Below are 24912 nucleotides of genomic sequence, written 5' to 3'. Positions count from 1 at the left end.
GGCGGTCGCGCGCGCGGTGACCGGCCGCGCGCCGCGCAGGGGCCGGCCGCAAGGCCGCGTGACGCAGACGATCTGCGCCTGATCCAACAGGCTCTTTCAACGGGCAGAGGTTGGGAGTAAGAGGGGCTATGACAGCTTCTTCCTCCGCGCCCGAGCGCGCCCGCGTAAAACTGAAACCCAAAGCCAATGCCCGCGCTCTGCGCCACGGCTTCCCTTGGGTTTATGCCAACGAGCTGGTCACCGACCGGCGCACCCGCAAACTGACCCCCGGCACGCTGGCGGTGCTGGAAGATGACGGCATGACGCAGATGGGTCTCGTTGCGGTCAACCCCGAGAGCAAAATCATCGCGCGGATGCTGGACAGCGATCCCGCCGCTGAGCTGAGTGTGGCGTGGTTCGAGGCCCGGTTGCGCCGCGCGCTGGAGCTGCGTGAGCAGCTATATGACGCGCCATTTTACCGGCTGGTCCACGCCGAATCCGACGGATTGCCCGGCGTGGTGATCGACCGGTTCGGCGATACCTGCGTGGTGCAGCCAAATGCGGCCTGGGCGGAGGCGCATCTGGACGTGCTGACTGAGGCGCTGGTGGCTGTCACCGGGGTTACAACCGTGCTGAAAAACGCCTCTGGCCGGGCGCGCAGCCTGGAAGGGCTGGATGATGTCAGCACCGCCCTGCGCGGCACTGCGCCTGAGGCCGCAGTTGAGGTCACAATGAACGGCGCCACCTATATGGCGGATCTGACCGGCGGGCAGAAAACCGGGTTGTTCTACGACCAGCGCGACAATCACGCCTTTGCCGCGAAACTGGTCAAACCCGGCGCCAAGGTGCTTGACGTGTTTTCCCATGTCGGCGGCTTTGGTCTGGCGATGCTGGCCGCTGGTGCCGCCGAGGCAACCTGCGTCGATGGCTCCGCCCCGGCGCTGGAGCTGGCAGAGCAGGGCGCTGCGGCCAGTGGTTTTGCAGACCGGTTCACGGCGCGGCAGGGCGATGCTTTTGAGGTGCTGACACAGCTGGCTGAGGAGGGCGCGCAGTTTGACGTGGTGATTTGTGATCCCCCTGCCTTTGCCCCCTCAAAACAAGCACTTGAAGCCGGTCTGCGTGCCTATGAGCGGATTGCCAAACTGGCGGCGCCTCTGGTGGCACCGGGGGGCTATCTGGGCCTGTGTTCCTGTTCCCATGCGGCAGATCTCAGCCGCTTCCGCAATGCCTCGGCGCGCGGGATCGGGCGGGGCGGTCGTCGCAGCCAGCTGCTGCACACCGGCTATGCTGGCGCGGATCATCCGCAGCTGCCTCAGCTGGCTGAAAGTGGCTATCTGAAAGCCGTTTTCTTCCGGCTCGACTGATCTGGCGCGGGTGTTCTGGCGATGAAACTGCTCTTGGATGCCTGCGTGCTCTATCCGACGGTGATGCGGGAGATGCTGCTGGGCGCGGCCCGGATCGGCCATTTCACGCCACTGTGGTCGCCGCGCATCCTGGAAGAATGGGCGCGGGCGGCGCGCAAGATCGGCCCCACGGGTGAACCGCAGGCGCGGGCTGAAATTGCGCTAATCTCCGCCGCTTGGCCAAAGGCTGCCATCGCCCCCACACCCGCGGTGGAGGCATGCCTCTGGCTGCCTGACAGCGCTGATGTCCACGTGCTGGCTTCGGCGATCGTCGGCCATGCGGATGCAATTGTGACAGTCAACAACAAGGATTTCCCCCGCCACACGCTGGCGGAGGAAGGGCTGGAGCGGATCGGGCCGGACCAGCTGCTTTATGAGTTTTGGCTGAAAGATCCCGACGGTCTGTCGGAGGTCGCGGCGTCCGTTCTTGCAGAGGCCAACCGGCTCTCCGGTGGCGGATGGGAGCTGCGTCCGCTGCTGAAAAAGGCCCGGCTGCCGCGCGTGGCGAAAGCCCTGGCCAGCTAGGCCGGGGTGGTCAGGCCTCGCTCAGGATTTCGGCAGCGATCTCAAAGGATCTGAGCCGCGCCGCATGGTCATGGATCTGCCCCGTGATGATCACCTCATCCGGGCGGTATCGTTCAAGAATGGACGACAGTTCCGCACGCACGCTGTCCCTGCTGCCTGTCGCGGAGATCCGCAGCGCCTCATTCACGCCTGCAAGCACCGGCGCCGGGATATGGTCAGTGATATCATCTACGGGGGCGGGCAGTTTGCCGGGCTTACCCAGACGCAAACGGGCAAAGGCCTGCTGCATCGTCGTGCGCAGGCGGGTGCCCTCTTCATCGCTCTCGGCGGCAAAGACATTGATCGCCATCATGGCATGGGGCGCAGACAGGTTGGCAGAGGGTTGGAATTGGCGGCGGTAGACCTCCAGCGCCTCCTCCAATGCGGCGGGCGCAAAATGCGAGGCAAAAGCGTAAGGAAGCCCCAAATGCGCCGCCAGCTGCGCGCCGTAAAGGCTGGAGCCAAGCATCCAGACCGGCACATGGGTGTCCTGTCCGGGAAAGGCACGCACTGCGCGCCCCGGATCATCAGCGCCTAAAAAGCCCATCAGATCAATAACATCCTGCGGGAAGCTGTCACCGGAGGCATGGTCATGGGCCATGCCACGGCGCAGGGCGCGCGCCGTCTGCATATCGGTTCCGGGCGCGCGACCCACTCCCAGATCAATCCGGTCGCCGTGCAGGCTCGCTAGGGTCCCAAAGGCCTCCGCCACCATGTAGGGCGCGTGGTTGGGCAGCATGATGCCGCCAGCCCCGACCCGGATGGAGTGAGTCTGGCTGGCGATGTGACCAATCAGCACCGCCGTCGCGGCGCTGGCGATGCCCGGCATATTGTGATGTTCGGCCAGCCAATAGCGGTGGTAGCCCCAGCTTTCAGCTTTCTGGGCCAGCTCGGTGCTGTTGCGCAGGGACTGGGCAATGGTCTGGCCTTCGGGCACGGGAGCAAGATCAAGAACAGAGTAGCGCATGGGGGCTCCGGTAAATTTCAATCCCGTTGCAGGGGGAGGCCGCTGGCAAAGGACGGGAGGACAACTGTTACCTTCCCATGTGGGGAAGGTTGGTTGCTCCGACAAGAGGTGAGGATTTTCTGAAGTTGGTTATTTGTCATTAACCATGTTTTTCAGGCTATTGTCAGGTAAAGCTCATGCATTGGGCCTGTCCCACTTCGCTTCCAACCGGTCGAGGGCGGCAATGCGCTCCTCGGTCTTTGGGTGGCTCATCAGCCAGGCCGGGGCCATCCCGCTGCGGGCCTGCGTGAGGTCTTCGAGTTTGCGAAACAGGCTTTTTTGCGGGGCGATGCCGATGCCGGATTTGGTCAGTAGCGCGGCGGCATATTCGTCCGCCTCATACTCATCGCTGCGTGACAGCCGGGCGGCCAGAAGCGAGGTGAGCACATTGGCGATCCACGGCCCGACAAAGGGCACAAAACGGCCAATGATCAGCATCAGCGCCGTGCGCAGCGCGTTCTGGCCGGAGAAATCGATCATCCGTTTCTTCGCATGTCCCAGCGCCACATGCCCCAGCTCATGCGCGATGACCGAGGCGAGTTCGGCATCGCTGACCTCGCCTTTGCGGTATTTGCGATAAAACCCGCGCGTGATGAAAATCCGCCCATCGGGTGCGGCCAGCCCGTTCACCGGGTCAACCTCGTAGATATAGACCGGGATATGAGTGATCCCGAGCGCCGCCGCCATCCGGTCCGTCAGCTGACGCAGGCGGGCATCGGCCAGTTCGGTGGATTGCTGATCAAGGGCACGATGGGTGCGCCAGACCGACAGGCGATACATCACCAACCCGTAGATCACGGCCAGAAGAATGGGGGTCAAACGCAACATGAGTCAGGATATGGGGCTGTGACAGGGCAGGGGCAAGGCGTGGTGGTTAGCTGCCATGGGCGGATTTGGCGGCGCGGCTCTCGACCTTCACCTCATCCCAGAGCGCATCCATTTCGGCCAGATCGCTGTCTTCAGGACGTTTGCCACGGGCGGCCAGTTTGGCCTCTACCCCCTCAAACCGGCGGGTGAACTTGGCATTGGCGGCGCGCAATGCGGCCTCCGGCTCAACCCCCAGATGGCGGCCGAGATTGGCCATCACAAACATCAGATCGCCGAATTCCTCCTCGACCTCCGCCTGGCTCAAACTGTCGCGCGCCTCGACCAGTTCGGCGGATTCCTCCGCGATCTTGGCAATGACATTGGCAGCCGAGGGCCAGTCAAACCCAACCCGCGCGGCGCGTTTTTGCAGCTTATAAGCCCGCAGAAGCGCAGGCAGGCCGACCGCGACACCGTCCAGCGTGCCCTGTTGCGCCTTGCCTGCACGTTCCGCCGCCTTGATCGCCTCCCAGTCGGCACTCTGCTGGTCGGCGGATTTCTCGCGGTTCTCATCTCCAAAGACATGCGGATGACGCGACACCATCTTGTTGGACATGGTGGTGACCACATCCTGAAAGGTGAAATGCCCGGCCTCTGCCGCCATCTGGGCATGAAACACCGACTGAAACAGCAGATCGCCCAGCTCACCCTTCAGTTCATCCCAGGCCTCACGCTCAATTGCATCGGCAACTTCGTAAGCCTCTTCAATGGTATAGGGCGAGATGCTGGCAAAATCCTGCTCGATATCCCAGGGGCAGCCGCCCTTTGGATCGCGCAGACGGCGCATGATTTCCAGCAGCCGTTCGATGCTGGCGGTTTCATTGTGGATGAGATCGGTTTCGGGCATTGCGGCGGCTCTTGTTCCAGTGTCAGATGCATCAATCCCGAGTCTGACCAAGGAGTCCACCCCCATGCCGGTTGTGAACCGAATTGCCGATTACGCCGACGAGATGAAGACCTGGCGTCGGCATCTGCACCAGATCCCCGAACTGGCGCTGGATCTGCCGAAAACAGCGGCCTTTGTGGCTGAGCGGCTGCGCGAATTTGGTGTGGATGAGCTGCATGAGGGCATCGCCACCAGCGGCATGGTGGCGATCATCAACGGGCAGGGCAGTGACGCAGGCGATGGGCCAACCATCGGGTTGCGCGCCGATATGGACGCATTGCCCATCCCTGAGGAAAGCGGTGTCGACTATGTCTCAGGTCATGCGGGCAATATGCACGCCTGTGGTCACGATGGTCACACCACCATGCTCCTGGGGGCTGCAAAATACCTCGCGGAGACGCGCAACTTCAAAGGCCGCGTGGCGCTGATCTTCCAGCCCGCAGAAGAGGCCATCGGCGGTGCCCGCATCATGGTCGAAGAGGGCATCATGGAGCGGTTCAACATTGGTGAGGTCTATGCCCTGCATAATGCGCCGGGCCTGCCTGTGGGCGCCTTTGCCACCACGCCGGGGCCGTTGATGGCGGCGGTGGATACCTTCCACATCCATATTCAGGGCGTCGGGGGCCATGGGGCGATGCCGCATGAAACCCGCGATCCGGTGATGGCGGCCTGTGGCATGGCGCAGGCGATCCAGACGATTGTGTCGCGCAATCATTATGCGCTGGATGATCTTGTGGTCTCGGTCACCCAGATCCACACCGGTACCGTCGACAATGTGATCCCCGACACCGCCTATATCAACGGCACCGTGCGCACCTTTGATCCGCGTGTGCAGGAGATGGTGATGCGGCGGATGAAGGAAATCGTCGCCGGTCAGGCGGCAAGCTACGGTGTGGAGGCTGAGCTGGATTATGAGGTCGGCTACCCCGCCACCATCAATGACGCGTCCAAGACGGGTTTCGCGGCCAGCGTTGCGGGCGAGGTTGCGGGTCCTGAGAATGTGGAGGCCGAGGCCGGGCGCGAAATGGGGGCGGAGGATTTCTCCTACATGTTGCAGGCCCGCCCCGGTGCCTATCTGTTTCTGGGGCAGGGCGACAGCGCCGGGCTGCATCATCCGAAGTATGATTTCAACGATGAGATCGCGCCGATTGGGGCGTCGTTTTTCGCCCGTCTGGTCGAGAGAGCACAGCCCATGGCCCAGGCATCCAACGACGGGTGACAAGGACAATGTGACCCGCTATTTGATCAAACAGCAGGTGCATCACAAGGAGGCGCAGAATGGCGCTAGAAGACGCAAAGCACATGATCGATCACGCCTTTACGCGTGAGGATATGAAAGGTCTCAGCTTTGAGATCACCTTTGGTGGGGCAACTTCTTTCCTGCGACGCAAATATACCAAGGATCTGACCGGGGTGGACATCGCGGTCACCGGCGTGCCGTTTGATCAGGCGGTCACCAACCGGCCCGGAACACGGCTGGGTCCGCGCGCCATCCGCGAGGCCTCAGCGCTGCAAAGCCCGGATGAACCCTATGGCTGGCCCCATAGCCCGCTCAGCACGCTGGCCATCGCCGATTATGGCGATCTGGCCTTTGATCACGCCGATGTTCCGGCCTTCCCTGCCGCGCTGACGGAGCATATTCGTGGTATTCTGGCCTCCGATACGGCCTCGGTCGTCTTGGGTGGCGATCACTATATCAGCTTCCCGATCCTGAAGGCCTATGCCGAGAAATACGGCCCTATCTCGCTGCTGCAGTTTGATGCCCATACCGACACCTGGCCCGATGACAATATGGACCGGATCGACCATGGGACCATGTTCTACAAAGCGGTGAAAATGGGCCTTGTGGACCCCAAAACATCCGTTCAGGTCGGGATCCGCACCACCAATGACGACACATTGGGTGTGAACATCATCGATGCGCCCACCGTGCATGAAATCGGCCCGGTTGAGACCGCGAAGCGGATCAAGGCAATCCTTGGCGACCGGCCGACCTATCTGACCTTCGATATCGACTGTCTCGATCCGGCCTACGCGCCGGGCACCGGCACGCCGGTCTGGGGTGGGCTGACCTCGGCGCAGGCGGCCCGTATCCTGCGCGAGATTGCAGGCATCAATATCAAAGGCGGCGACGTGGTGGAGGTTTCCCCTCCGTTTGACACCACCGGCGCCACCGCCATCGCAGGTGCCCATGTGGCGACCGAAATTATCTGCCTTCTTGGCTGGAATATGAGAGACAATGACTGATTTCAATCAACCGATCAGCGGCAATGATCTGGCGCGGTTTTCCGGTCCGAACACCTTTATGCGGCTGCCGCAGGCGACGTCGCTTGACGGGCTGGATGTGGCCATCCTGGGTGTGCCGATGGATATCGGCACCTCCTGGCGCTCTGGCACCCGCTTTGGCCCCAAGCAGATCCGCGCCGAAAGCGCGATGATCCGCCCCTACAACATGACCTCCGGCGCGGCACCGTTTGACAGCCTGAATATCGGCGATATCGGCGATCTGGCAATCAATACGTTCTCTCTGTCCGACAGCCTGCGCATCATTCAGGAAAGCTATAGTGCAATCCTGTCCAGCGGGGTGACACCTGTCGCGATGGGCGGGGATCATTCAATTACCCTGCCGATCCTGCGCGCCATTGCTGAAAAATACGGACCTGTTGCGCTGGTCCATGTCGATGCCCATGCGGATGTGAACGACGATATGTTCGGCGAGCGTGAAACCCATGGCACCGTGTTCCGCCGCGCCTATGAAGAGGGTCTGATCGTCGCCGACAAGACCTATCAGATCGGGCTGCGCGGCACCGGCTATGGCGCTGACGACTTCAAGGAGGCGCAGCGCTGGGGCTTCCAGCATTTCCCGGCCAGCGAATTGTGGAACCGCTCCCTGCACGGCATGGGTGCGGAAATTCGTCGCGATATCGGCAATAGGCCGGTCTATGTGTCCTATGATATTGATAGTCTTGATCCGGCCTATGCGCCGGGCACTGGCACGCCGGAAATCGGCGGGCTGACCACACCGCAGGCGCTGGAGCTGATCCGGGCCTTGCGGGGGCTGAACATTGTGGGCTGCGATATGGTCGAAGTGTCGCCGCCTTATGACACATCGGGCAATACGGCACTGACAGCGGCCAATCTGCTGTATGAGCTGCTCTGTGTGCTGCCGGGTGTGACAACAAAATAAGGCAGGCTGTCCAGTGGCAGCCGCCACGAGGGAGAGCGGACCATATGGGTCGAGTGATGATATTCGTCTGGTTGAGCATTGCGGCACTTGTCGTGGTGCTCGGCTTTATCCGGCTGGCGCCCAGCGATCCGCTGGACTGGAACACACAGCCGGAATTCAGCGAGGACAAGACCTTTCGCGGTGGCGTGTTTCGGGTGGTCCGCAGCGGGGAGGACGGGCTGGAGCGGTTTCACGCGGTCGCCAGCAATGCGCCGCGCACCCGTGTTCTCGCAGGCTCGGTCGAGGACGAAATGGTCACCTATGTGACCCGCACCCGGTTTCTGGGGTTTCCCGATTATACAACAGCGCGGCAGCATGGCGACCTGCTGAAGGTCTACGCGCGGCTGCGCTTTGGCCGCTCTGATCTGGGCGCGAATAACGACCGGATCAACAGCTGGATCGCGCAGATGGAGCCCGCGCCGCAATAGTTCGCGGGTAGGGGTGAGTTGGCAAAGCGATTGTCAGCGGGATCAGATCCGGGGCAGGGGGGCGGTCGCAGACGACAGGCCGGGCGCCGGATCGGCCTCAGCCGCAAGGCATCCTTTTTGCACCTCGCGCCACATCGGCACATTCAGCGACATCTGGCATTGGGCGGTGAACATGCGCCCATCAACCTGCAGGCAGATAAACTCACCCAGTTCGATCCGGCTGCCGCTTTTGTCGGTGCAATAACAATCAATCGTGCGTCCGTTTGGGGCTGTCACATCCGCTCGGACGGTGGTCGCGGCGGCACAAGACAGCAGCACAAGGCCAAAAAGCGGCATCAGCTGCCGCGCCGGGGGCACAACAGTGGGTTCCGGGTGAGGATGGGCAAGGGCGCAGCGCTGCAGGCGGCCCGTTCCCACGATATGAGGACTGGCATGTTGCATGGCCCTAGCATATCACAAGGGCAGCTTTCCGCCAAAGACAGATCAGAACGGACATTGCGCGCATGATCCCCGAAGACCGCCTTGAACAGATTTTGCAACGGTTCCAGTATCTTGAGGCCGCAATGGCCGAGGGCGTTGCCGGTGCGGATATCGCGGCTTTGGCCAAGGAATATTCCGAACTGCGCCCGGTTGCGGAGCAGATCACCGCCTATCGCCGACTGCTCTCCGATCTGGAGGAGGCCGAACAGATGCTGGCGGATCCCGATATGGCTGAGCTGGCTGAAGAGGAACTGCCACAGCTGCGCGCCGCCTTGCCTGAGGCAGAACATGCGCTGCAACTGGCGCTGTTGCCCCGCGATGAGGCCGACGCGCGCCCGGCGATGCTGGAAATCCGTCCCGGCACCGGCGGCGATGAGGCAGCCCTTTTTGCCGGAGACCTCCTGCGCATGTATCAGCGCTACGCGGAGGCGCGGGGCTGGGGGTTTGAGATCATCGAAGAGCAGACAACCGAATTGGGCGGGCTGAAAGAAGTGGTGGCCCATGTGAAGGGCGAAAACGTCTTTGCCCGGTTGAAGTATGAATCCGGTGTCCACCGCGTGCAACGGGTGCCAGTGACAGAATCCGGTGGCCGCATTCACACCTCCGCCGCCACTGTCGCGGTATTGCCCGAGGCTGAGGATGTGGACCTGCGCATTGATCCCGGCGATCTGCGGATCGACACCATGCGGGCCTCAGGGGCGGGCGGCCAGCACGTGAACACCACCGATTCCGCCGTGCGGATCACCCATATCCCGACCGGCATCATCGTAGTCAGCTCGGAGAAATCCCAGCACCGCAACCGGGAAATCGCCATGCAGGTGATGCGAACCCGGCTCTATGATCTGGAGCGCCAGCGGATCGACAGTGAACGCTCAGCCGATCGCGCCAGCCAGGTCGGCTCTGGGGATCGCTCAGAACGGATCCGGACCTATAATTTTCCGCAAGGTCGCATGTCCGACCACCGCATCAACCTGACACTTTATAAACTGGATCAGATCATGCAGGGCGATCTGGATGAGATTATCGATGCGCTGACGGCCGATGATCAGGCGCGGCTTCTGGCCGAGATGGGCCAATGAACGCGCCGCAGACCGCCGCTCAGGCGATGGCCGCTGCGGCTGCGCGACTGCGCGCGGCCGGCGTGCCTGACCCGGCGCGCGATGCGCGTGTCCTGCTTGCTCACGCCGCCCGGATCGAGGCCAGCCGTGTCACCTTGATTGCACCTGAAGATCTCGCACCGGAGATTGCCGAACGCTATGAGCAGTTGATCGCTCTGCGTGCCATCCGTGTGCCGGTCTCGCATCTGATTGGTGAGCGCGAATTCTACGGGCGACGGTTCAAGGTCTCCGGCGATGTGCTGGATCCACGCCCGGAAACCGAATGCCTGATCGAGGCGGCGCTGGCCGAACCTTTTTCTCGGGTTCTGGACCTTGGCCTTGGATCGGGGTGCATTCTGGTCACCCTGCTGGCAGAGCAGGCCGACGCAACCGGTGTCGGCGTTGACCTGAGCGAGGCCGCCTGTCTGCAGGCCAGTGCCAATGCGGTGCTGCACCGGGTCGAGCCGCGCGCTGAAATTCTGCAATCAGATTGGTTTTCGGCGGTGGACGGCCAGTTTGATCTGATCGTCTCAAACCCGCCCTATATCGCCTTGGATGAAATGCCCGACCTGTCAGATGAGGTGCGCGGCCATGAGCCGGAGATGGCGCTCACCGATGGCGGCGACGGGCTTGGCGCCTATCGCATCCTTGCGGCGCAGCTCGGCGGGCATCTGGCGCCGCAGGGGCGGGTGTTTCTGGAAATTGGCCCCACGCAGGGCGCTGCGGTAAGCGATCTACTGTTGTCGGCAGGGCTAAAAGAGGTCCGTACCATTCAGGATCTCGACGGGCGTGACCGGGTGGTTTGTGGCCGCGGCTGTGACGAAAACGCCTCCTAAACCCGTGAAAATCGCCCGAATTTGCAGTTTCGTAAGAAAAAGCACGGATAATGGCGCCTAACCCCTTGTCTGAAAGGGCGTAACATGATTACTCAAAGAGGTCGCCTTCGGGCGAGGTCAAGAATACCTCCCGGCGACATCAAGCCCAAAATGGTCGATGATCCGGCGCAGAGGCGCGCCGATATGGGTCCACGACAAATACAATCAAGGCTGACGTTAGGCATATGAGATCGTCCAAATCACGTTCGCGTTCCAAGTCGAACCGGAATCGCCCGCAAGGCGCAAATGTTGTCAACCGTGTGTTCGACAGCTCCGGCCCCGAAGGCAAGGTTCGCGGAACGCCGCAACAGATCATCGATAAATACAATCAACTGGCGCGCGATGCCCAGTTGAGCAATGATCGTGTTGCTACCGAGAATTTCCAACAGCACGCTGAACACTACCTGCGCATGCTGAACGAGGCCCAACGCGAAATCGATGCGCGCCGTGAAGAGCAGGAGCGGCAGAACCGCGAGCGCCAGGCGGAGCGGGATCGCGAACGCGCCGAGCGGCTGGAGCGTCAGGAACGCGAGGCGGGCAGCCGCAGCGACGATCCGGCAGCAGCCCCTCAGCCGGAAGTGATGGATCCGCGCGACAGCAACGGTGACAGCGGTCTGGTAGAAACCCCCGAGAGCCGCGATCAGGCTGCAGGCGAGGGTGACAGCAAGCCGCAAAAGTCGCAGGCCCGCAAACCGCGCAGCCGCAAGCCCAAGCCAGAGGGTAGCAAGGCCGACGGTGGTAAGGTTGAAGCCGGGACGGCGGACGCCCCCAAAGGCGACGACACCGCCGCAGCTGCCAGTTCGGAGAGCGCGCCAGCAGACGCAGGCGAGGCTGCCCCGGCCCCGGAGCGTAAACCCGCGCCCCGTCGCAAGCCCAAGCCGAAACCCTCGGCCGAGGATGCGCCTGAGGCCGCAGAATAACGCAGCGCGGAATACTGCATTGCAATAGACAGAAAAAACCCGGCCTGAAATCAGGCCGGGTTTTTTTGTGCGATGATCACTAGGCCTGCTTGCTGCGCGTCGGAATCGCAGCCAGATCAACCTATGGCGACTTAGTCCAGAGGTTTCAGACTGCGGGCCAAGGCGCAGAAGGCCTCCAGCCCGACCTGCTCGGCGCGCTCGGTTGGCGGAATGCCAACAGCATTCAGGTGATCCTCGATATCGGGGCTCACGCTCTTGAGGCTGGCGCGCAGCATCTTGCGGCGCTGGTTGAAGGCTGCGGCGACCACCTTGTTCAGGGTTCCGGCATCTGCCGGATAGCGCGGCGCCTCAAGCGCTTTCAGATGCACCACCGCGCTATGGACCTTGGGCGGCGGGCTAAAGGCTTCGGGTGGCAGGGACAGCACAATGCGGGCATCGGCGCGCCACTGCGCCAGCAACGCCAGACGCCCATAGGCCTTGCTGCCGGGTTGCGCGACAATGCGCTCCGCGACCTCACGCTGGAACATCAGGGTCAGGCTCTGCCAGAACGGCGGCCAGGCCTTCGGCGTCAGCCAGCGCACCAGCAGCTCGGTGCCAACGTTATAGGGCAGATTGGCGGCAATGCGGATCGGTGGCGTCAGATGGGTGAGGGGGTTCACCTCCAGCGCGTCGCCTTCGATCACCTGCAGCCGTCCGGGATAGGCATCGGAAATCTCTGCCAGCGCGGGGATGCAGCGGCTGTCCTTCTCCACCGCCAAGACGCGGCGCGCGCCCTCCGCCAGCAGGCCCCGTGTCAGACCGCCGGGGCCGGGGCCGATTTCCAGCACATCGCATTCGCTGAGATCACCGGCCTGCCGCGCGATTTTGGCGGTCAGGTTCAGATCCAGAAGAAAGTTCTGGCCCAGCGATTTGCGCGCCAGAAGCTGGTGAGTCTCGATCACCTCACGCAGGGGAGGAAGGGAGTCGATAGCGCTCATATCATCGGTACCTTGGGACGGGGCGCGCGGGACGCGCCATAGTTTTCATGTCTCCGGCGGGGATATTTCCGGCCATGAGAAGTTGCAAGTGCCAGCGTTCAGTCGCTGGGCCGTGCGCTGGGTCAACTGCGCGCCATGGACTGCGCCAGCCGCAGCGCCTCAATCAGGCTGGAGGGGTTGGCGATGCCCTGACCGGCGATGTCGCAGGCGGTGCCGTGGTCCGGCGAGGTGCGGATGAAGGGCAGCCCCAGCGTAACATTGACGCCGCGATCGAAATCCAGCGTCTTGATCGGGATCAGCGCCTGATCATGATACATGCAGATCGCCGCGTCATAACGTGCGCGGGCCGCCGCATGAAACATGGTGTCGGCGGGATGCGGCCCGGACAGCGTGTAGGCGCCGCCCTGCATATCGGCAATCAGCCCGCGCATCCAATCCAGTTCTTCGTTACCCATGGCGCCCTCTTCACCGGCATGAGGGTTGAGACCTGCAATCGCAATTCTAGGGTGCGCCAGACCAAACTGGTCGCGCAGACCCTGGGCTGTGATCTCAATCGTGGCCCGCAGGCGCGCGGCGGTCAGCTTCTTTGGCACCTCCGACAGGGCGATATGGATGGTTGCAGGCACCACCCGCAGCGCCGGACTGGCCAGCATCATGACCACATTTTGCACATTGCCGAGATGGGCGAGGAATTCTGTATGGCCGGGGAAGGGAAACTGCGCCCCATCCATCAGCGCCTTTTTGTGGATTGGTGCGGTACAGAGCGCGCTGGCCTCACCGGACTGCACCAGCGCGACACCGGTCTCGATGGCGCGGATGACACCGGCGGCATTGTCGGGGTTGAGCTGTCCGGGCACGGCCGGTGCGGCAAAGTCGACCCGCAGCACGGGCATCGCGCTGGCGCTGACATCGGCGGCCTCAGCCGCTTGGTCGATCTCTTGCCAGTCGGTTCCCGTGGGCAGGTGGGCCGGATCCCCCAACCACAGGAACGGGCAGCTGTCGCGCAATTCCTGCCAGGCCTTCACCGCCAGTTCCGGGCCAATGCCCGCCGGTTCCCCACAGCTAAGCGCGATGGGCAAGGGGCGGGCAGGGCGGCTCATTCGTCGCTGATCCGTGCGTCAGCTTTCAGCTGCTCCAGCAGGCTGTCAGCAAAGGCCCCGAGCCGTTGCTGGGTCAGCGCGTTGCCGACGCTTTCGCGGCTGGCTTCGGCATTCACCTCGGCGGTGCGGCCACAGAGCATCAGCAGCATCAGGGTCTGACCATTGTTGCGGGTCAGCGCCAGCGAGGTCTCATTGGGATCCAGCTTGGCCAGCTCAATGGCGATATCCTGCGGGATCTCCGCCGGGGCCAGTGTTTCACGGTCCAGCACCGAGGGATCCTGATCCTTGGCCACACCGTAGAGGTCGTCACAGGTGTCGATGGCGTTTGCTACCTTGGTGCCTGCGGCCAGCGCCTCGGGGGTGCGGCCACCGGGTAGGTAATAGGCCGCATATTCGATGGCGGCATAACTTGGCGCCGCACCGGAGGTTTCGCGCAGATCGCGCAGCTGGAACAGCGCAACGGCCCCATCCAGCGGCAGCGGGGCCGTCACCTCACCCGGACGCAGGCCCAGTACCACCTGTTGCAACTGCGGCGGCAGATTGGTCAGCGGCATCCACGGCAGCCGACCACCGCTCTGCCGGGTGGCCGTAGCGGAATACTGCTGCGCCGCCTGCGAGAAGGCGCCGGTGGTGGTGATCCGGCTCACCTGTTGGGCGATGTCTTCAACCTGGGCTGCGTTCTGCGCATTGATCGGCATGATCAGCTCAGACAGAAGCACCTCAACCCCGCCAGAGCCGGACAGCCCCATGGCGCGGTCGATCTCTTCCTCGCTCGGGCGGGCCTGCGCCAGATAGCGGGCGGCGATATATTCGCGCCAGGCAATGCCAACGCGGGTGAAATCGCGCAGGGTTTCAGGTGCCACGCCGTTCTGACCCAGCACATTCAGGAATTCCTGCAGGCTGAGATTGGCGCGCCCAGCCAGTTCGGTCATGCCTTCGACGATCTCTTCTTCCGTCGGCTCAATTCCCGCCTGGGCCAGCACATCCAGCTTCAGTCGATCAAGGATCAGATCCTCGCGGGCCTTTTTCTGCGGATCGCCCGGATCGCGCAGCAGCGTCAGAAAGCGGGCGCGCTGCTGCAGCTCATAGTTGGTGACCACGGCGTCGTTTACCGTCACGGCCGGGGCAAACAACCCCTGCGCCGCCGCGGGCACGGGGCCAAACATGACCGCCGTTGCCAAGGCAATGGCTGCTGCGCTCTGGGTTAGGCGCTGAACGAAGGGGGCCGCATCTTGGGGCCGGAAACTCAGGTGTTTTTGCATGATCGCCTGTACTTCTTGCTGCCGCTGTCCACGGAAAACCCGTTTAACGCGATGGTAAAGCCGAAATCCGTTGTCGGCTCAACACTTGTTGTCGATGTATAGCGCCGGTTGACCGAAAGATCGACCTTCACGCATTCATTGGAATAAACCAGTCCCAGCCCGGCGCGGGTGGCGCGGGCATCCGAAATGTCGTAGCGCAGACTGGCACTTGCGGTCCAGCCGGGGGTGACCTCATAGGCGCCGTCGAACCAGAGTTCGGAGACCTCTTCGGAGCGGCCTTCTGCGGGGTCGGTGCCCAGCCACATATAGGTGCCGGTGAGGCGGCTGCGGTCGGTCATCCAGTCGCCGCGCACCTCTGCCTTGGAGAAGTTGAGCGAGCCGTTGAGCAGCCCGCGCGTGGTGATCGCCAGATCGTCGTTCAGCTTCAGCTGCGCCGCCATCAACAGGTCAGAGGACGTGCCGCCAAGGCCAGAGCTTTTGGTGAACCGCCCATCGTCGCTGTCACGAAACACCTGACCGATCGTGGCCGAGGCCTGCCAGCCACTGGGGGAGAACCGCGCCCAGTTCAGACCGTAGACCACGGTCACCCCATCCTCGCGCGCATCCGTAGCTGGAAATCGCGACAGCTCCAGTAGGTTGCCGCGATCAAATTCGACAAAGTTGCTCTCGTCGTTGGGCACGGCCGTATCACCCGTATCAGTCCAGCCGATTTGCAGGATGGGTTCCAGATATTGCGTCGCGCCGGATTGCTCGCGCCGGGTCATCGGCAGCCGGAAGGTGAGCGCACTGCGCGGGCTGAAGCGTGAGGTTTTATTGGCGAACACGCTGTCATCATAAACCGCGAAGGCATCTGCCGCAGCGCCCAGCGACCATTCCGCCACCAACCCGCTGCCAAAGCGCCAGCTGCGCTGCCAATCCACATCGAAGGTGGCGCGCCCAACATCACGGCCGCCGGGATCTGTCAGAGTGCCTTTGATGTCAGATGTCCGGTTGTGACCGTGTGTTTCCAGCGACAGGCGCAGCTCGCCGCCGATCCGGGTCGGAAAGAACCGCTTCTCATAGTAGAGGTTGCCGATGGAGGAGGGGATCAGATCCTGATTTTCACTATCCCGCAGCGTCTTGTAGGAAATTGCGCTGGCGCGGAACAGGCTGTCGCGCTGCACTTTGGACACCACCACCTCGGAGCGCAGCCGGTCCAGATCCTGCAGGCCGTAGTCCACCAGATAGGCGTCATCCGACACGGTCTTAAGGTCAAAGCGCAGCTTGAACTCATTGCGCAGGTCAAATGTCCCCTCGGCAAAGACATAGCCGCGATCCTCGCCCCGGTAAAGCTCATCGCGGGTGTAGGCGCCGTTGATCTCAATCTCACCGCGCCGGAAGGCCTGCCGGTACCGCATATCCAGCGTCCGGGTGCGGGACGAAAGGTACGGCGATAGTGTCAGGTCGCGGTGGGGGCCGATGGTCAGGAAATATGGCACCTTCACCCCGGTGCCGAGGTTGGAGGTGGTGCGGATGGACGGGATCAGAAATCCGTTGGCGCGCTCCAGCGTCGGATCCGGCAGGCGGATGCCAGGAAAATAGAAAATCGGGGTGTCCAGCACCCGCAGCTGGGCGTTCTCAAGATAAAGCTGGCGTTCCTGCTGGTCGTGGGTGATCCGCTCGGCCCGGATCTGCCAGAGCGGCGGCCGCCCGTCGTTGCAGACATGGCAGGAAGTAACAGCGGTTTTGTAGAGCTGCGTATAGCGCCCGCCGACCCGTGTCATCTGCAAGGAGGCCAGTTGCAGCTGCTGCTGGAACACCATTCGCGCGCCGACAAGCAGACCGTTGCGCAGGTCGCGGTCCAGCTCAGCGGCATCCGCCAGAATGGTGATATCGCCGCCTTCGTCGATGCGAATGGGGCCCTCAATTTGCAAGGCGCCTTGCGTCTGGTCAAAGGTGATCTTACGCGCTGTCAATCTGACATCGCCCTGAAACGCCTCGACATTGCCCTCTGCCACCAGGGTGCGGTCCGGGGTGATGAACAGCTGATCGGCCACCAGAATTGCGGGGGCGTTATCTGCTGGTGCGCTCACCGCGCCCAGCGGTGCGCTTTGGGCGCGGGCGCTCTCGGGCAGGGCAAGCTGACCCAGCGCCAACCAAGGCAGAACCGTCGAAAGCAGCAGGGCGCGGCGCATGTTATCCGTCCTCGGCATGTAAGAGTAACCCCATCGTCAGCAGGATAGCGGCCACCGGCGGTGCCCAGCCGGCCAGCGCCACGGGGATCTGACCATTCTCCCCCAGGATCTGCGCGAAATTGCGCAGGAAATAAAGCCCAAAGCCCAACAGCACCGCTGTCAGCACCGCCAGCCCCGTGCCACCAAACCGTGCGTGGCGCATGGTGAAGGCCGCGCCAACCAGCGCCATGGCGATCAAAAACAGGGGCCGCGCCAGTTCGACCTGCAGCCAGACCTCATAGCGTTTGGTGGAAAACCCCGCCTCTGAGAGTTCGCGAATGGTGGCAGGAAGATCGTAGATCGAGATCCCCGTCGCCGTGCCCAGCGTGTCTCGGATCCGTTCCGAGGTCAGCGTGGTCGACAGGCGCAGGGTGGGGTGGCGCTCGGCATTGGTTTCCGGGTTCACGCCGACAATCAGCGGCCAGACCTTGGCCTTGGTCAACACCCAGTCACCGTTATCCAATGCAGCCTCTTTCGCCAGCGTCTGGCGGATCGGGCGTCCTTCCGGTCCGTAGGACAGGATCGTCACATCATAGAGCGTGATATTCTCGGTATCGCCACTGTAGCCTGTGGCGTGAATGACGGATTGCCCCTGCGCGCCGCCCTGACGCAGCCACAGCCCCTCACCAGTAAGCGACAGCGCCGCCGGGCCGCCGTTGCGATAGGTCTCCGCCAGGTCGCGGTAGCGGTTGGAGGTCGCCGCCACGATCGGGTTCAGCGTGCTGACCGCCAGCACGCCAATGAGAGCCGCCAACAGGACCGGCGCCGCCAGCGCCCGGATGCCGGAGCGGCCAATGGCGCGGGTCACCACCAATTCGCTGCTGCGGGCCAGCCCGATGAACAGCACAATGGTGGTGAGGATCATGATCAGTGGCAGAAACTCACTCAGCGCGGCGGGCGTGTTCAGCAACGTCAGGCCAAACAGCTGGCCCAGCGACAGATCCTGCGCCTCGAACCGACGGATCTGCTCGTTCAGGTCGATCAGCATCACAAGGGTTAACAAAACCCCGCAAATCACTGCAAACCATTGAAGAAACCGGCGCGCGTAATAGAGGTCGAGGGTCATGTTGCGCGCTCCCTGCGGCTTTGGCGGCTGTGACGGCCCCGCGCCAGAATTGGCCCCAGTGGCTTCGCCGCCAGTTGCAGGAAGACCAGCCCGACCAGCAGTCCGATCAGCGTTGGCAGGTAGATCAACGGCCAGAGATCCGCGTTCTGCAGCACCGGTTCCGACACCACGCCGCGCAACCCCTCAACGAAGATCAGGAGGACAAAGGCCAGCAAGGCCTGCCGCCAGACACCAAATCGCGAGAACCCGCCCAGCATCAGCGCAGCAAACCCGATCATCACCACCGCCACGCAGACCAGCGCCCGCGCAAACCGAAGGTGCAGCTCCTCCGCCAGCGCACCGGCGCTATAGGGGCCGTCGGCAATCAGCTTGGCGCGGTCGCGCAGCAATTCCAGGCTGGGGATCGCACGGATATTGCGGGTCTTTTCTTCAGCTTTGTTGGCAAGGCTGCTGATATCATAGGAGAAATCGGAGAATATGGTGGAGGAGAGCCGCTGCGTTTCCGCATTGATACGCTGCGACATGCCATCGACCATCACCAGATGAGTTCGCTCACCGTCGCGCACCAGATAGGCTTTGCCACCGGTGTAGGTCACACTTTCGGCGGGGTTGCGGCGGTCCGACAGAAACACGTCGTTCAGCGTGCCATCAGGATCAATCCGCCCGATATAGAATGTCACGCCCCGCGCCGGATGCAGGAAATCGCCCTCACTCAGCAGCTTGGCGGTCACATTGCGGGCAACCTCAGATTCGCGTTGCTCCAGCGTCGCTATGGAGGCCGGCAACAGCACATGGGTGAGGATCGACATCATCGCAGCCGTGATGAGGCCAAAGACCAGCGCCGGTTTGGCCATCTGCCAGGGGCTGGTGCCGGTGGCGCGCAGCACGGTCAGTTCGCTCTCGCTATTGAGCCGGTTGGTCACCCAGACTGAGGCAGCGAAGGCCGCAACCGGCAGCACCATACGCACCAGATTCGGCAGCGCCAGCGCGGTGAATTCGAGGAAAACCAGCGCCGACTGCCCATCACCGATCAACCGGTCAAACAGCACCACAGCGCGGTTGATCCAGAACACGGCCACCAGAATCAAGGCAAAGAACCCGAAAAACAGCAGGTATTGGGACAGCACATATCTGTCGTATCGTGACACGCGATCCCCCCAGATCCTACTGCCCTTGTTTTGAGGTGACCTTAGAGGATTTCATTGCCGGGGAAAACTGCATTCTGAACGCGCGCGACAGTCAGCCGGTGGCGGTCTGATACGCGGCGGCTTCTACGCCATCTGTGCCGGGCGTGGCGCTAAAATATATCTGACCCTAGTCATCGCCGCACAGGCAGGCTACCTGTTGGGCATTGAGGAATTGACCCTGAGAATTGACCCTGACAGGAGCCCCGAATATGCGTCCGCTGACCCCCACACGTTTTGTCGAATTTGATCCCAAGACCCTCTCCGATATCGAGGGCCGCGTGGTGGTTCAGATCACCCCCGAAGGGACATTGGGGCAGGCTGCGCGCACGGCCAATCGGCTGACCAAAGGCGCGCTGGCGCGTCTGGTCGAGGCCAAGAGCTTTGAGAAGGCCAAATCCGGCGATGTCATCTCGCTGGCTTGGCCCGCAGGCATGAAGGCCGAGGCACTGGACATCCTTGTGACCCCGCGCCGGATCAGCGCCATCGAGGCGCGCAAAGCCGGGGCCAAACTCGCCGCCCGCAGCGGTGGCAAGCCAGTGACAGTGATGGCAGGCTCCATGCCGCGCGCCGCAGATCTGGCGCTGGGAATGGCACTGCGCGACTACCGTTTTGACGATCACAAAACCGCTGACAAGGATCCGTCCGAGGCGGAAGTGGTCATCGCCCATAAATCCCCCGCCGATATCGAGGCGAGCTATGGCCCGCTGGCAGCCGTCGCCGAGGGCGTGCACATGACCCGTGATCTGGTCAATGAGCCTGCAAACGTGCTGACCACCACCGAATTTGCCAATCGTCTCGCCGAGATGGAGAGCCTCGGGCTCAAGGTTGAGGTGCTGGAAGAGGCCCAGCTGGAAGAGCTGGGCATGCGGACGCTGCTCTCGGTCGGGCAGGGCTCGGACAGCCCCTCCAAGGTGGTTGTGATGCAATGGAACGGCGGCGACGACGATGCCGCCCCGCTGGCGCTGGTGGGCAAGGGCGTTGTCTTTGACACCGGTGGCATCTCGCTGAAGCCTGCGGCGGGCATGGAAGATATGACCATGGATATGGGCGGCGCCGGCGTCGTTGCCGGCACCATGCGCGCCTTGGCCCTGCGCAAGGCGAAGGCCAATGTGGTCGGCCTTGTCGGGCTGGTGGAAAACATGCCTTCGGGCAATGCGACCCGTCCGGGTGATGTCATCAAATCCATGAAGGGCGACACCGTTGAGGTGATCAACACCGACGCCGAGGGCCGCTTGGTGCTCTGCGATGTGATGTGGTACGCGCAGGAGCGGTTCAAACCTGCCGGGATGATCGACCTCGCCACCCTGACCGGTGCGATCATCATTGGTCTCGGCCATGAAAACGCCGGTGTGTTCTCCAACGATGATGCGCTCTGCAATGCCTTCCTCAAGGCTGCCGAGGCCGAGGGCGAGGGCGCATGGCGCCTGCCGCTGGGCAAGGCCTATGATGATCTGCTGAAATCGCGCATCGCGGATATGAAGAACATCGGTGGCCGCGCCGCGGGGTCCATCACCGCAGCCCAGTTCCTGCAACGGTTTGTGCAGGACGACACCCCCTGGATCCATCTCGATATTGCCGGTGTGGCCTCGGTCAAAAGTGATACCGATTATGCGCCCAAAGGCGCCACCGGCTGGGGCGTCATGGCGCTGAGCCGTCTGGTGCAGAACATGTTCGAAGCGGACTGAAACGGGTAGCGTGGGGCAGGCAGAGGCGTAAACCATGGGTGCGGCCTATTTCTATCATCTGACCCGGCGGTCTCTTGAGGAGACGCTGCCGGTGCTGCTTGAGAAGGCGCTTGGCGCTGGCTGGCGCATTGTGGTGCGCGGCGTGGACCTGCCGCGGATCACGCGGCTGGACGAACGGCTGTGGCTGGGGGCGGAGGATCAGTTCCTCCCCCATGGCCTGGTCGGCGGCCCCCATGACGCGCTTCAGCCTGTCCTGCTCAGCCATGAGACCACGCCGGTGCCCGGCACCAGCTGCCTGATGGCGGTGGATGGGGCCGAGGTCGCGGCGGAGGAGGTCACCGCCTTAGAGCGTGTCTGCATCCTCTTTGACGGCACCAACCCCGACGCGGTCGCCCGCGCGCGGGTGCAGTGGAAATCCCTCACCGATGCGGGCTGTTCCGCCCAATATTGGTCCGAAGAGAGCGGGCGCTGGGAGAAAAAGGCCGAGAAAACAGCGGGCGGCGACTAAGGCGCAGGTTGGCCCCAACCTCAGCGGGTCAGGATCAGCGATCCGTTGCGGATCTCGATACTCGACCAGCGTTGCAGGTAATCCATCCCCAAGAGAGACTGATCCATCTGCCCCTCATTGACCGAGAGGGTGATATTGCGGTCCGTGATGCCGCCCAGCGACATGCTCTCAACCTTGGCCAAGGCGGTGCGCACCTCGCCATTGGCGGTCCGTGCGCGTCCCAGATAGGCCAGATCATCGGGGTTCAGGCCAACCCGCCGGGCGTCTTCCTCGTTCAGCACCACGGCGCTTGCGCCGGTATCGACCAGAAACTGCACCGGCACGTCATTCACATCCACGGTCAGGTAATAATGCCCGTCGCGGGCGCGCGGCACATCCACACGGCCCGCGTCGCGCATCACCACCTGCTGCGGCTGAACGGTGCTGCGGATATCTTCCCAGAGGCCATAGCCCGCAATCACCCCAAGAAAGATGAACGCCCAGATCGCCAGCTGCTGCACGGTCTTGCCCAGCCCCTGCCGGTTCTGCACGAACACCCAGGAGCCAACGGCCACCAGAAGCAACACCAGATATATCAGCCGTGGGGTTTCAATGCCGTCCAACTCGCCTCTCCTGCGCTATTTGGGCTTCAACACCCAATATGGGATGAATATCACCCGTTACGAGGGGTCAGCCCCCGGCAAAGCCAAAGGCGCGCAGACCGTCCAGAACGAACTGCACCGACAGCGCCGCCAGCAGCATCCCCAACAGGCGGGTGACGACAGTAATGCCGGTCTTGCCCAAAAGCCGCTCAAACAGACCGGAGAACAGGCACATGACCAGCAGGATACCCAGCACCGCAAAGACGACGCCCATCACCATGGCAAACCCGGCAAACCCCGGCTGCTGACCGGTCAGCAGGATCACCGTTGCGATGGAGCCGGGGCCGGCAATCAGCGGGATCGCCAGCGGAAAGACAGAAGGATCATCGAAGTCATCTTCCTCGCTGCGGTCCTCGCGCCGCTTGTTGCGGCGTTCAAACAGCATGTCGAGGGCGGTCAGGAACAGCAAGACGCCGCCCGCGATGCGAAAGGCGGCCATGGAGATCCCGGCAAATCCCAGCACCGCCTCGCCAAAGGCAGCAAACACCGCCAGCAAGATCGCCGCCGTCACAGTAGAGCGCAGGGCAATCGCCCGGCGCTGCGCTGGTGTCATGCCTTGCGTCAGCGCCAGAAAGATGGGGGTCAGGCCAATCGGATCCACGATCACAAACAGGGTGACAAAAGAAGTGATCAGAAAGGCCGTATCCATCACAGCGCCTCCGCTTTCTCCAGCTTCTCCACCGCCTTCAGCCACAGATCCTCTGCCCGGTCCTGCGCTTCCATCACTTCGGCGTATTTGCGTTGCCAGACCACGGCCTCATCCTTGCGCTCTTCGTCATAGAGGGCCGGATCGGCCAGCTTCTTGGCCAGCTTGTCCCGCATTTCACTGACCTTCTCCAGACGTGCCTCACCTTTGCGGACTTCGGCGCGCAAGGCAAGAAGCGCATCGCGCGAGGGGCGTTTGGGCTTTTCGGCCTTGGTCTTGGATTTACCCGCCGGTTTGTCGCGTGTCAGCAGCAGATCACGGTAGGAGGGCAGATCCCCCTCATAGGGTTTCACCGTGCCGCCGGAAACCAGCCACAACCGATCGGCCACAAGGCTGAGGAGGTGCATATCGTGGCTGACCAGAATAACCGCACCGGAATAAGCGGTCAGCGCCTCCACCAGCGCCTCGCGGCTTTCGATGTCCAGGTGGTTGGTCGGCTCATCGAGGATCAACAGATGCGGCGCGGGCAGGGTGGCCAGCAGCAGCGACAGACGCGCCTTTTGCCCACCAGAGAGCCGCCCGACCTCCATATCCGCCTGATCCGACCCAAGACCAAAGCCCGCCAGCCGCGCGCGCAACCGGGCCTGTCCCTCATTCGGGCGCTCACGTTGCAAATGCTGCAAGGGGGTTTCGTCAATATGCAGCTCATCCACCTGATGCTGGGCGAAAAACCCGATCCGCAGCTTGCTGGATTGGGTCATCTTGCCGGTCATCACATCCAGACGGCCCGACAGCATTTTGGACAGGGTCGATTTGCCCTCACCGTTTTTGCCCAGAAGCGCAATCCGGTCGTCCTGATCGATGCGCAGGTCCAAGCGGCTCAGGATTGTGGTGCCGTCATAGCCGACCGATGCGCCCTCGGTGGCGATGATCGGCGGCGACAGCTCTTCGGGTTCGGGGAAGGTGAAGACGGTGCGCGCCGCATCTTCGGGGGCGCGGATGGTTTCCATCTTCTCCAGCATCTTCACCCGGCTCTGGGCCTGTTTGGCCTTGCTCGCCTTGGCTTTGAACCGGTCGACAAAGGCCTGAAGATGCGCGCGGCGGGCGTCCTGCTTCTTGGCCTGTGCGGCCTGATTGGCGCGGTTTGCGGCGCGCTGGCGGGCAAACTGATCGTAGTTGCCGGAATAAAACGTCAGCCCGAGGTCTTCCAGATGCAGGATCCCGTTCACGGACCGGTTCAACAGCTCGCGGTCGTGGCTGATGATGATCACGGTGTGCGGGTATTTGACCAGATAGGCCTCCAGCCACAGCGCGCCTTCCAAGTCCAGATAGTTGGTCGGCTCATCGAGCAGCAGCAGATCCGGCTGCGAAAACAGCACCGCTGCCAGCGCCACCCGCATGCGCCAGCCACCGGAGAAATCCGAACAGGGGCGCTGCTGCGCCTCATAGTCGAACCCCAGACCCTTCAGGATCGAGGCGGCGCGCGCCTCCGCCGACCAGGCGTCGATATCGCTGAGCCGCGTCTGAATTTCGGCGATGCGGTTTGGATCCTGTGCGGTCTCCGCCTCCGCCAGCAGCTCCGCCCGCTCGGTGTCTGCTGCCAGCACCGTCTCGATCAGCGACACATCCGAGGCCGGGGCCTCCTGTGCGACGCCCCCAATGCGTGAGCGACTGGGCAGGGAGATGCTGCCGGATTCCAGCGACAACTCATTGCGGATGAGGCGAAAGAGGGTGGTTTTGCCGGTGCCATTGCGGCCCACCAAACCGACCTTATGGCCTGTGGGGATCGTGGCGCTGGCGCCATCGAAGAGAAGACGGCCTTCGACCGCATAGGAGATATCGCTGATACGTAACATAGGGGCGGTGTGGCCCAGCGACCCGGTGCTGTCAATTGGCCTC

The 24912-nt window shown here is 62.7% G+C and carries 24 protein-coding genes; 11 read left to right on the top strand and 13 right to left on the bottom strand.

Annotation, left to right across the window (positions count from 1 at the left end; translation table 11 throughout):
• Nucleotides 1-128: 128 nt before the first annotated feature.
• Both OO25_RS15700 and OO25_RS15695 read left to right on the top strand, forming a co-directional pair.
• Complete coding sequence (locus tag OO25_RS15700) at nt 129-1343, top strand: RSP_2647 family RNA methyltransferase (RefSeq protein ID WP_040181086.1); 1215 nt, start codon at nt 129-131, stop codon at nt 1341-1343.
• A 21-nt stretch (nt 1344-1364) separates the two neighbouring features.
• Complete coding sequence (locus OO25_RS15695; RefSeq protein WP_040181084.1) at nt 1365-1907, top strand: RSP_2648 family PIN domain-containing protein; 543 nt, start codon at nt 1365-1367, stop codon at nt 1905-1907.
• A gap of 10 nt (nt 1908-1917) precedes the next feature.
• On the opposite strand, the gene OO25_RS15690 is transcribed toward OO25_RS15695, so the two are convergent.
• The 3 genes from OO25_RS15690 to mazG all read right to left on the bottom strand — a co-directional run bounded on the left by OO25_RS15690 (nt 1918) and on the right by mazG (nt 4663).
• Entirely contained in the window at nt 1918-2913 is a 996-nt protein-coding gene (locus OO25_RS15690; RefSeq protein WP_040181083.1) for an LLM class flavin-dependent oxidoreductase, read from the bottom strand.
• Between the two features lie 174 nt (nt 2914-3087).
• On the bottom strand, nt 3088-3780 hold the full coding sequence (locus OO25_RS15685; RefSeq protein ID WP_040181082.1) for a M48 family metallopeptidase: 693 nt from the start codon (nt 3778-3780) through the stop codon (nt 3088-3090).
• Nucleotides 3781-3826: 46 nt separating this feature from the next.
• Complete coding sequence (mazG, locus tag OO25_RS15680) at nt 3827-4663, bottom strand: nucleoside triphosphate pyrophosphohydrolase (RefSeq protein ID WP_040181081.1); 837 nt, start codon at nt 4661-4663, stop codon at nt 3827-3829.
• Between the two features lie 64 nt (nt 4664-4727).
• Here mazG and OO25_RS15675 point away from each other — a divergent pair, with 64 nt between their 5' ends.
• The 4 genes from OO25_RS15675 to OO25_RS15660 are packed head-to-tail and all read left to right on the top strand — an operon-like array spanning nt 4728 to nt 8356.
• Nucleotides 4728-5921: a M20 aminoacylase family protein gene (locus OO25_RS15675; protein WP_040170705.1), complete on the top strand. Its 1194-nt coding sequence runs from the start codon at nt 4728-4730 to the stop codon at nt 5919-5921.
• A 59-nt stretch (nt 5922-5980) separates the two neighbouring features.
• Nucleotides 5981-6949, top strand: a complete 969-nt coding sequence (speB, locus tag OO25_RS15670) for an agmatinase (RefSeq protein ID WP_040181079.1) — start codon at nt 5981-5983, stop codon at nt 6947-6949.
• Nucleotides 6942-7889, top strand: coding sequence for an agmatinase (speB, locus tag OO25_RS15665; protein WP_027247112.1), 948 nt, complete (start codon nt 6942-6944; stop codon nt 7887-7889). Before speB (OO25_RS15670) ends, speB (OO25_RS15665) begins: the two co-directional genes overlap by 8 nt.
• 44 nt (nt 7890-7933) lie before the next feature.
• Nucleotides 7934-8356 carry a DUF1499 domain-containing protein gene (locus tag OO25_RS15660; protein ID WP_040181078.1) on the top strand — a complete coding sequence of 141 codons (423 nt, stop codon included), beginning with the start codon at nt 7934-7936 and terminating at the stop codon, nt 8354-8356.
• A 42-nt stretch (nt 8357-8398) separates the two neighbouring features.
• Here the strand turns inward: OO25_RS15660 and OO25_RS15655 are convergent, their stop codons facing one another.
• Nucleotides 8399-8692, bottom strand: coding sequence for a hypothetical protein (locus OO25_RS15655; protein WP_242407055.1), 294 nt, complete (start codon nt 8690-8692; stop codon nt 8399-8401).
• A gap of 167 nt (nt 8693-8859) precedes the next feature.
• Here OO25_RS15655 and prfA point away from each other — a divergent pair, with 167 nt between their 5' ends.
• From prfA to OO25_RS15640, 3 genes are all read left to right on the top strand, one after another.
• On the top strand, nt 8860-9915 hold the full coding sequence (prfA, locus tag OO25_RS15650; RefSeq protein ID WP_040181076.1) for a peptide chain release factor 1: 1056 nt from the start codon (nt 8860-8862) through the stop codon (nt 9913-9915).
• Nucleotides 9912-10769: a peptide chain release factor N(5)-glutamine methyltransferase gene (gene prmC / locus OO25_RS15645; protein WP_040181075.1), complete on the top strand. Its 858-nt coding sequence runs from the start codon at nt 9912-9914 to the stop codon at nt 10767-10769. Before prfA ends, prmC begins: the two co-directional genes overlap by 4 nt.
• 224 nt (nt 10770-10993) lie before the next feature.
• Nucleotides 10994-11728 (top strand): DUF4167 domain-containing protein, encoded by a 735-nt coding sequence (locus OO25_RS15640; RefSeq protein WP_040181074.1) that lies wholly within the window; start codon nt 10994-10996, stop codon nt 11726-11728.
• A gap of 131 nt (nt 11729-11859) precedes the next feature.
• Here OO25_RS15640 and rsmA read toward each other — a convergent pair whose 3' ends face one another.
• The 6 genes from rsmA to lptF all read right to left on the bottom strand — a co-directional run bounded on the left by rsmA (nt 11860) and on the right by lptF (nt 19494).
• A complete protein-coding gene (gene rsmA / locus OO25_RS15635) occupies nt 11860-12705 on the bottom strand; it encodes a 16S rRNA (adenine(1518)-N(6)/adenine(1519)-N(6))-dimethyltransferase RsmA (RefSeq protein ID WP_040181073.1) in 846 nt (281 codons plus the stop codon).
• Between the two features lie 122 nt (nt 12706-12827).
• Nucleotides 12828-13805: a 4-hydroxythreonine-4-phosphate dehydrogenase PdxA gene (gene pdxA, locus OO25_RS15630; protein WP_040181072.1), complete on the bottom strand. Its 978-nt coding sequence runs from the start codon at nt 13803-13805 to the stop codon at nt 12828-12830.
• Nucleotides 13802-15067, bottom strand: a complete 1266-nt coding sequence (locus tag OO25_RS15625) for a peptidylprolyl isomerase (RefSeq protein ID WP_040181071.1) — start codon at nt 15065-15067, stop codon at nt 13802-13804. The genes pdxA and OO25_RS15625 overlap by 4 nt, the downstream gene beginning before the upstream one ends.
• Nucleotides 15052-17241: an LPS-assembly protein LptD gene (locus OO25_RS15620; RefSeq protein ID WP_040181069.1), complete on the bottom strand. Its 2190-nt coding sequence runs from the start codon at nt 17239-17241 to the stop codon at nt 15052-15054. Before OO25_RS15620 ends, OO25_RS15625 begins: the two co-directional genes overlap by 16 nt.
• A gap of 1 nt (nt 17242) precedes the next feature.
• Nucleotides 17243-18346 (bottom strand): LPS export ABC transporter permease LptG, encoded by a 1104-nt coding sequence (gene lptG / locus OO25_RS15615; RefSeq protein WP_040170731.1) that lies wholly within the window; start codon nt 18344-18346, stop codon nt 17243-17245.
• A complete protein-coding gene (gene lptF, locus OO25_RS15610; RefSeq protein WP_040170733.1) occupies nt 18343-19494 on the bottom strand; it encodes an LPS export ABC transporter permease LptF in 1152 nt (383 codons plus the stop codon). The genes lptG and lptF overlap by 4 nt, the downstream gene beginning before the upstream one ends.
• Before the next feature lie 248 nt (nt 19495-19742).
• On the opposite strand from lptF, the gene OO25_RS15605 reads away from it, so the two are divergent.
• Nucleotides 19743-21218, top strand: coding sequence for a leucyl aminopeptidase (locus OO25_RS15605; RefSeq protein ID WP_040181068.1), 1476 nt, complete (start codon nt 19743-19745; stop codon nt 21216-21218).
• A 34-nt stretch (nt 21219-21252) separates the two neighbouring features.
• Entirely contained in the window at nt 21253-21726 is a 474-nt protein-coding gene (locus OO25_RS15600; RefSeq protein ID WP_040181067.1) for a DNA polymerase III subunit chi, read from the top strand.
• A gap of 20 nt (nt 21727-21746) precedes the next feature.
• On the opposite strand, the gene OO25_RS15595 is transcribed toward OO25_RS15600, so the two are convergent.
• The 3 genes from OO25_RS15595 to OO25_RS15585 form a co-directional block, all read right to left on the bottom strand.
• On the bottom strand, nt 21747-22328 hold the full coding sequence (locus OO25_RS15595; protein WP_040181066.1) for a TIGR02281 family clan AA aspartic protease: 582 nt from the start codon (nt 22326-22328) through the stop codon (nt 21747-21749).
• Nucleotides 22329-22395: 67 nt separating this feature from the next.
• Complete coding sequence (locus OO25_RS15590) at nt 22396-23016, bottom strand: MarC family protein (RefSeq protein ID WP_024096902.1); 621 nt, start codon at nt 23014-23016, stop codon at nt 22396-22398.
• The gene (locus OO25_RS15585; protein ID WP_040181065.1) at nt 23016-24869 is read right to left on the bottom strand and encodes an ABC-F family ATP-binding cassette domain-containing protein; all 1854 of its coding nucleotides are present in this window, start codon (nt 24867-24869) and stop codon (nt 23016-23018) included. Before OO25_RS15585 ends, OO25_RS15590 begins: the two co-directional genes overlap by 1 nt.
• Between the last annotated feature and the right edge of the window lie 43 nt (nt 24870-24912).

Source organism: Phaeobacter sp. S60, from assembly GCF_000826845.1.
Lineage (GTDB): Bacteria > Pseudomonadota > Alphaproteobacteria > Rhodobacterales > Rhodobacteraceae > Phaeobacter > Phaeobacter piscinae.
The sequence above is the reverse complement of the archived record's forward strand: the minus strand, read 5'-3'. Positions and strand labels throughout refer to the sequence as shown.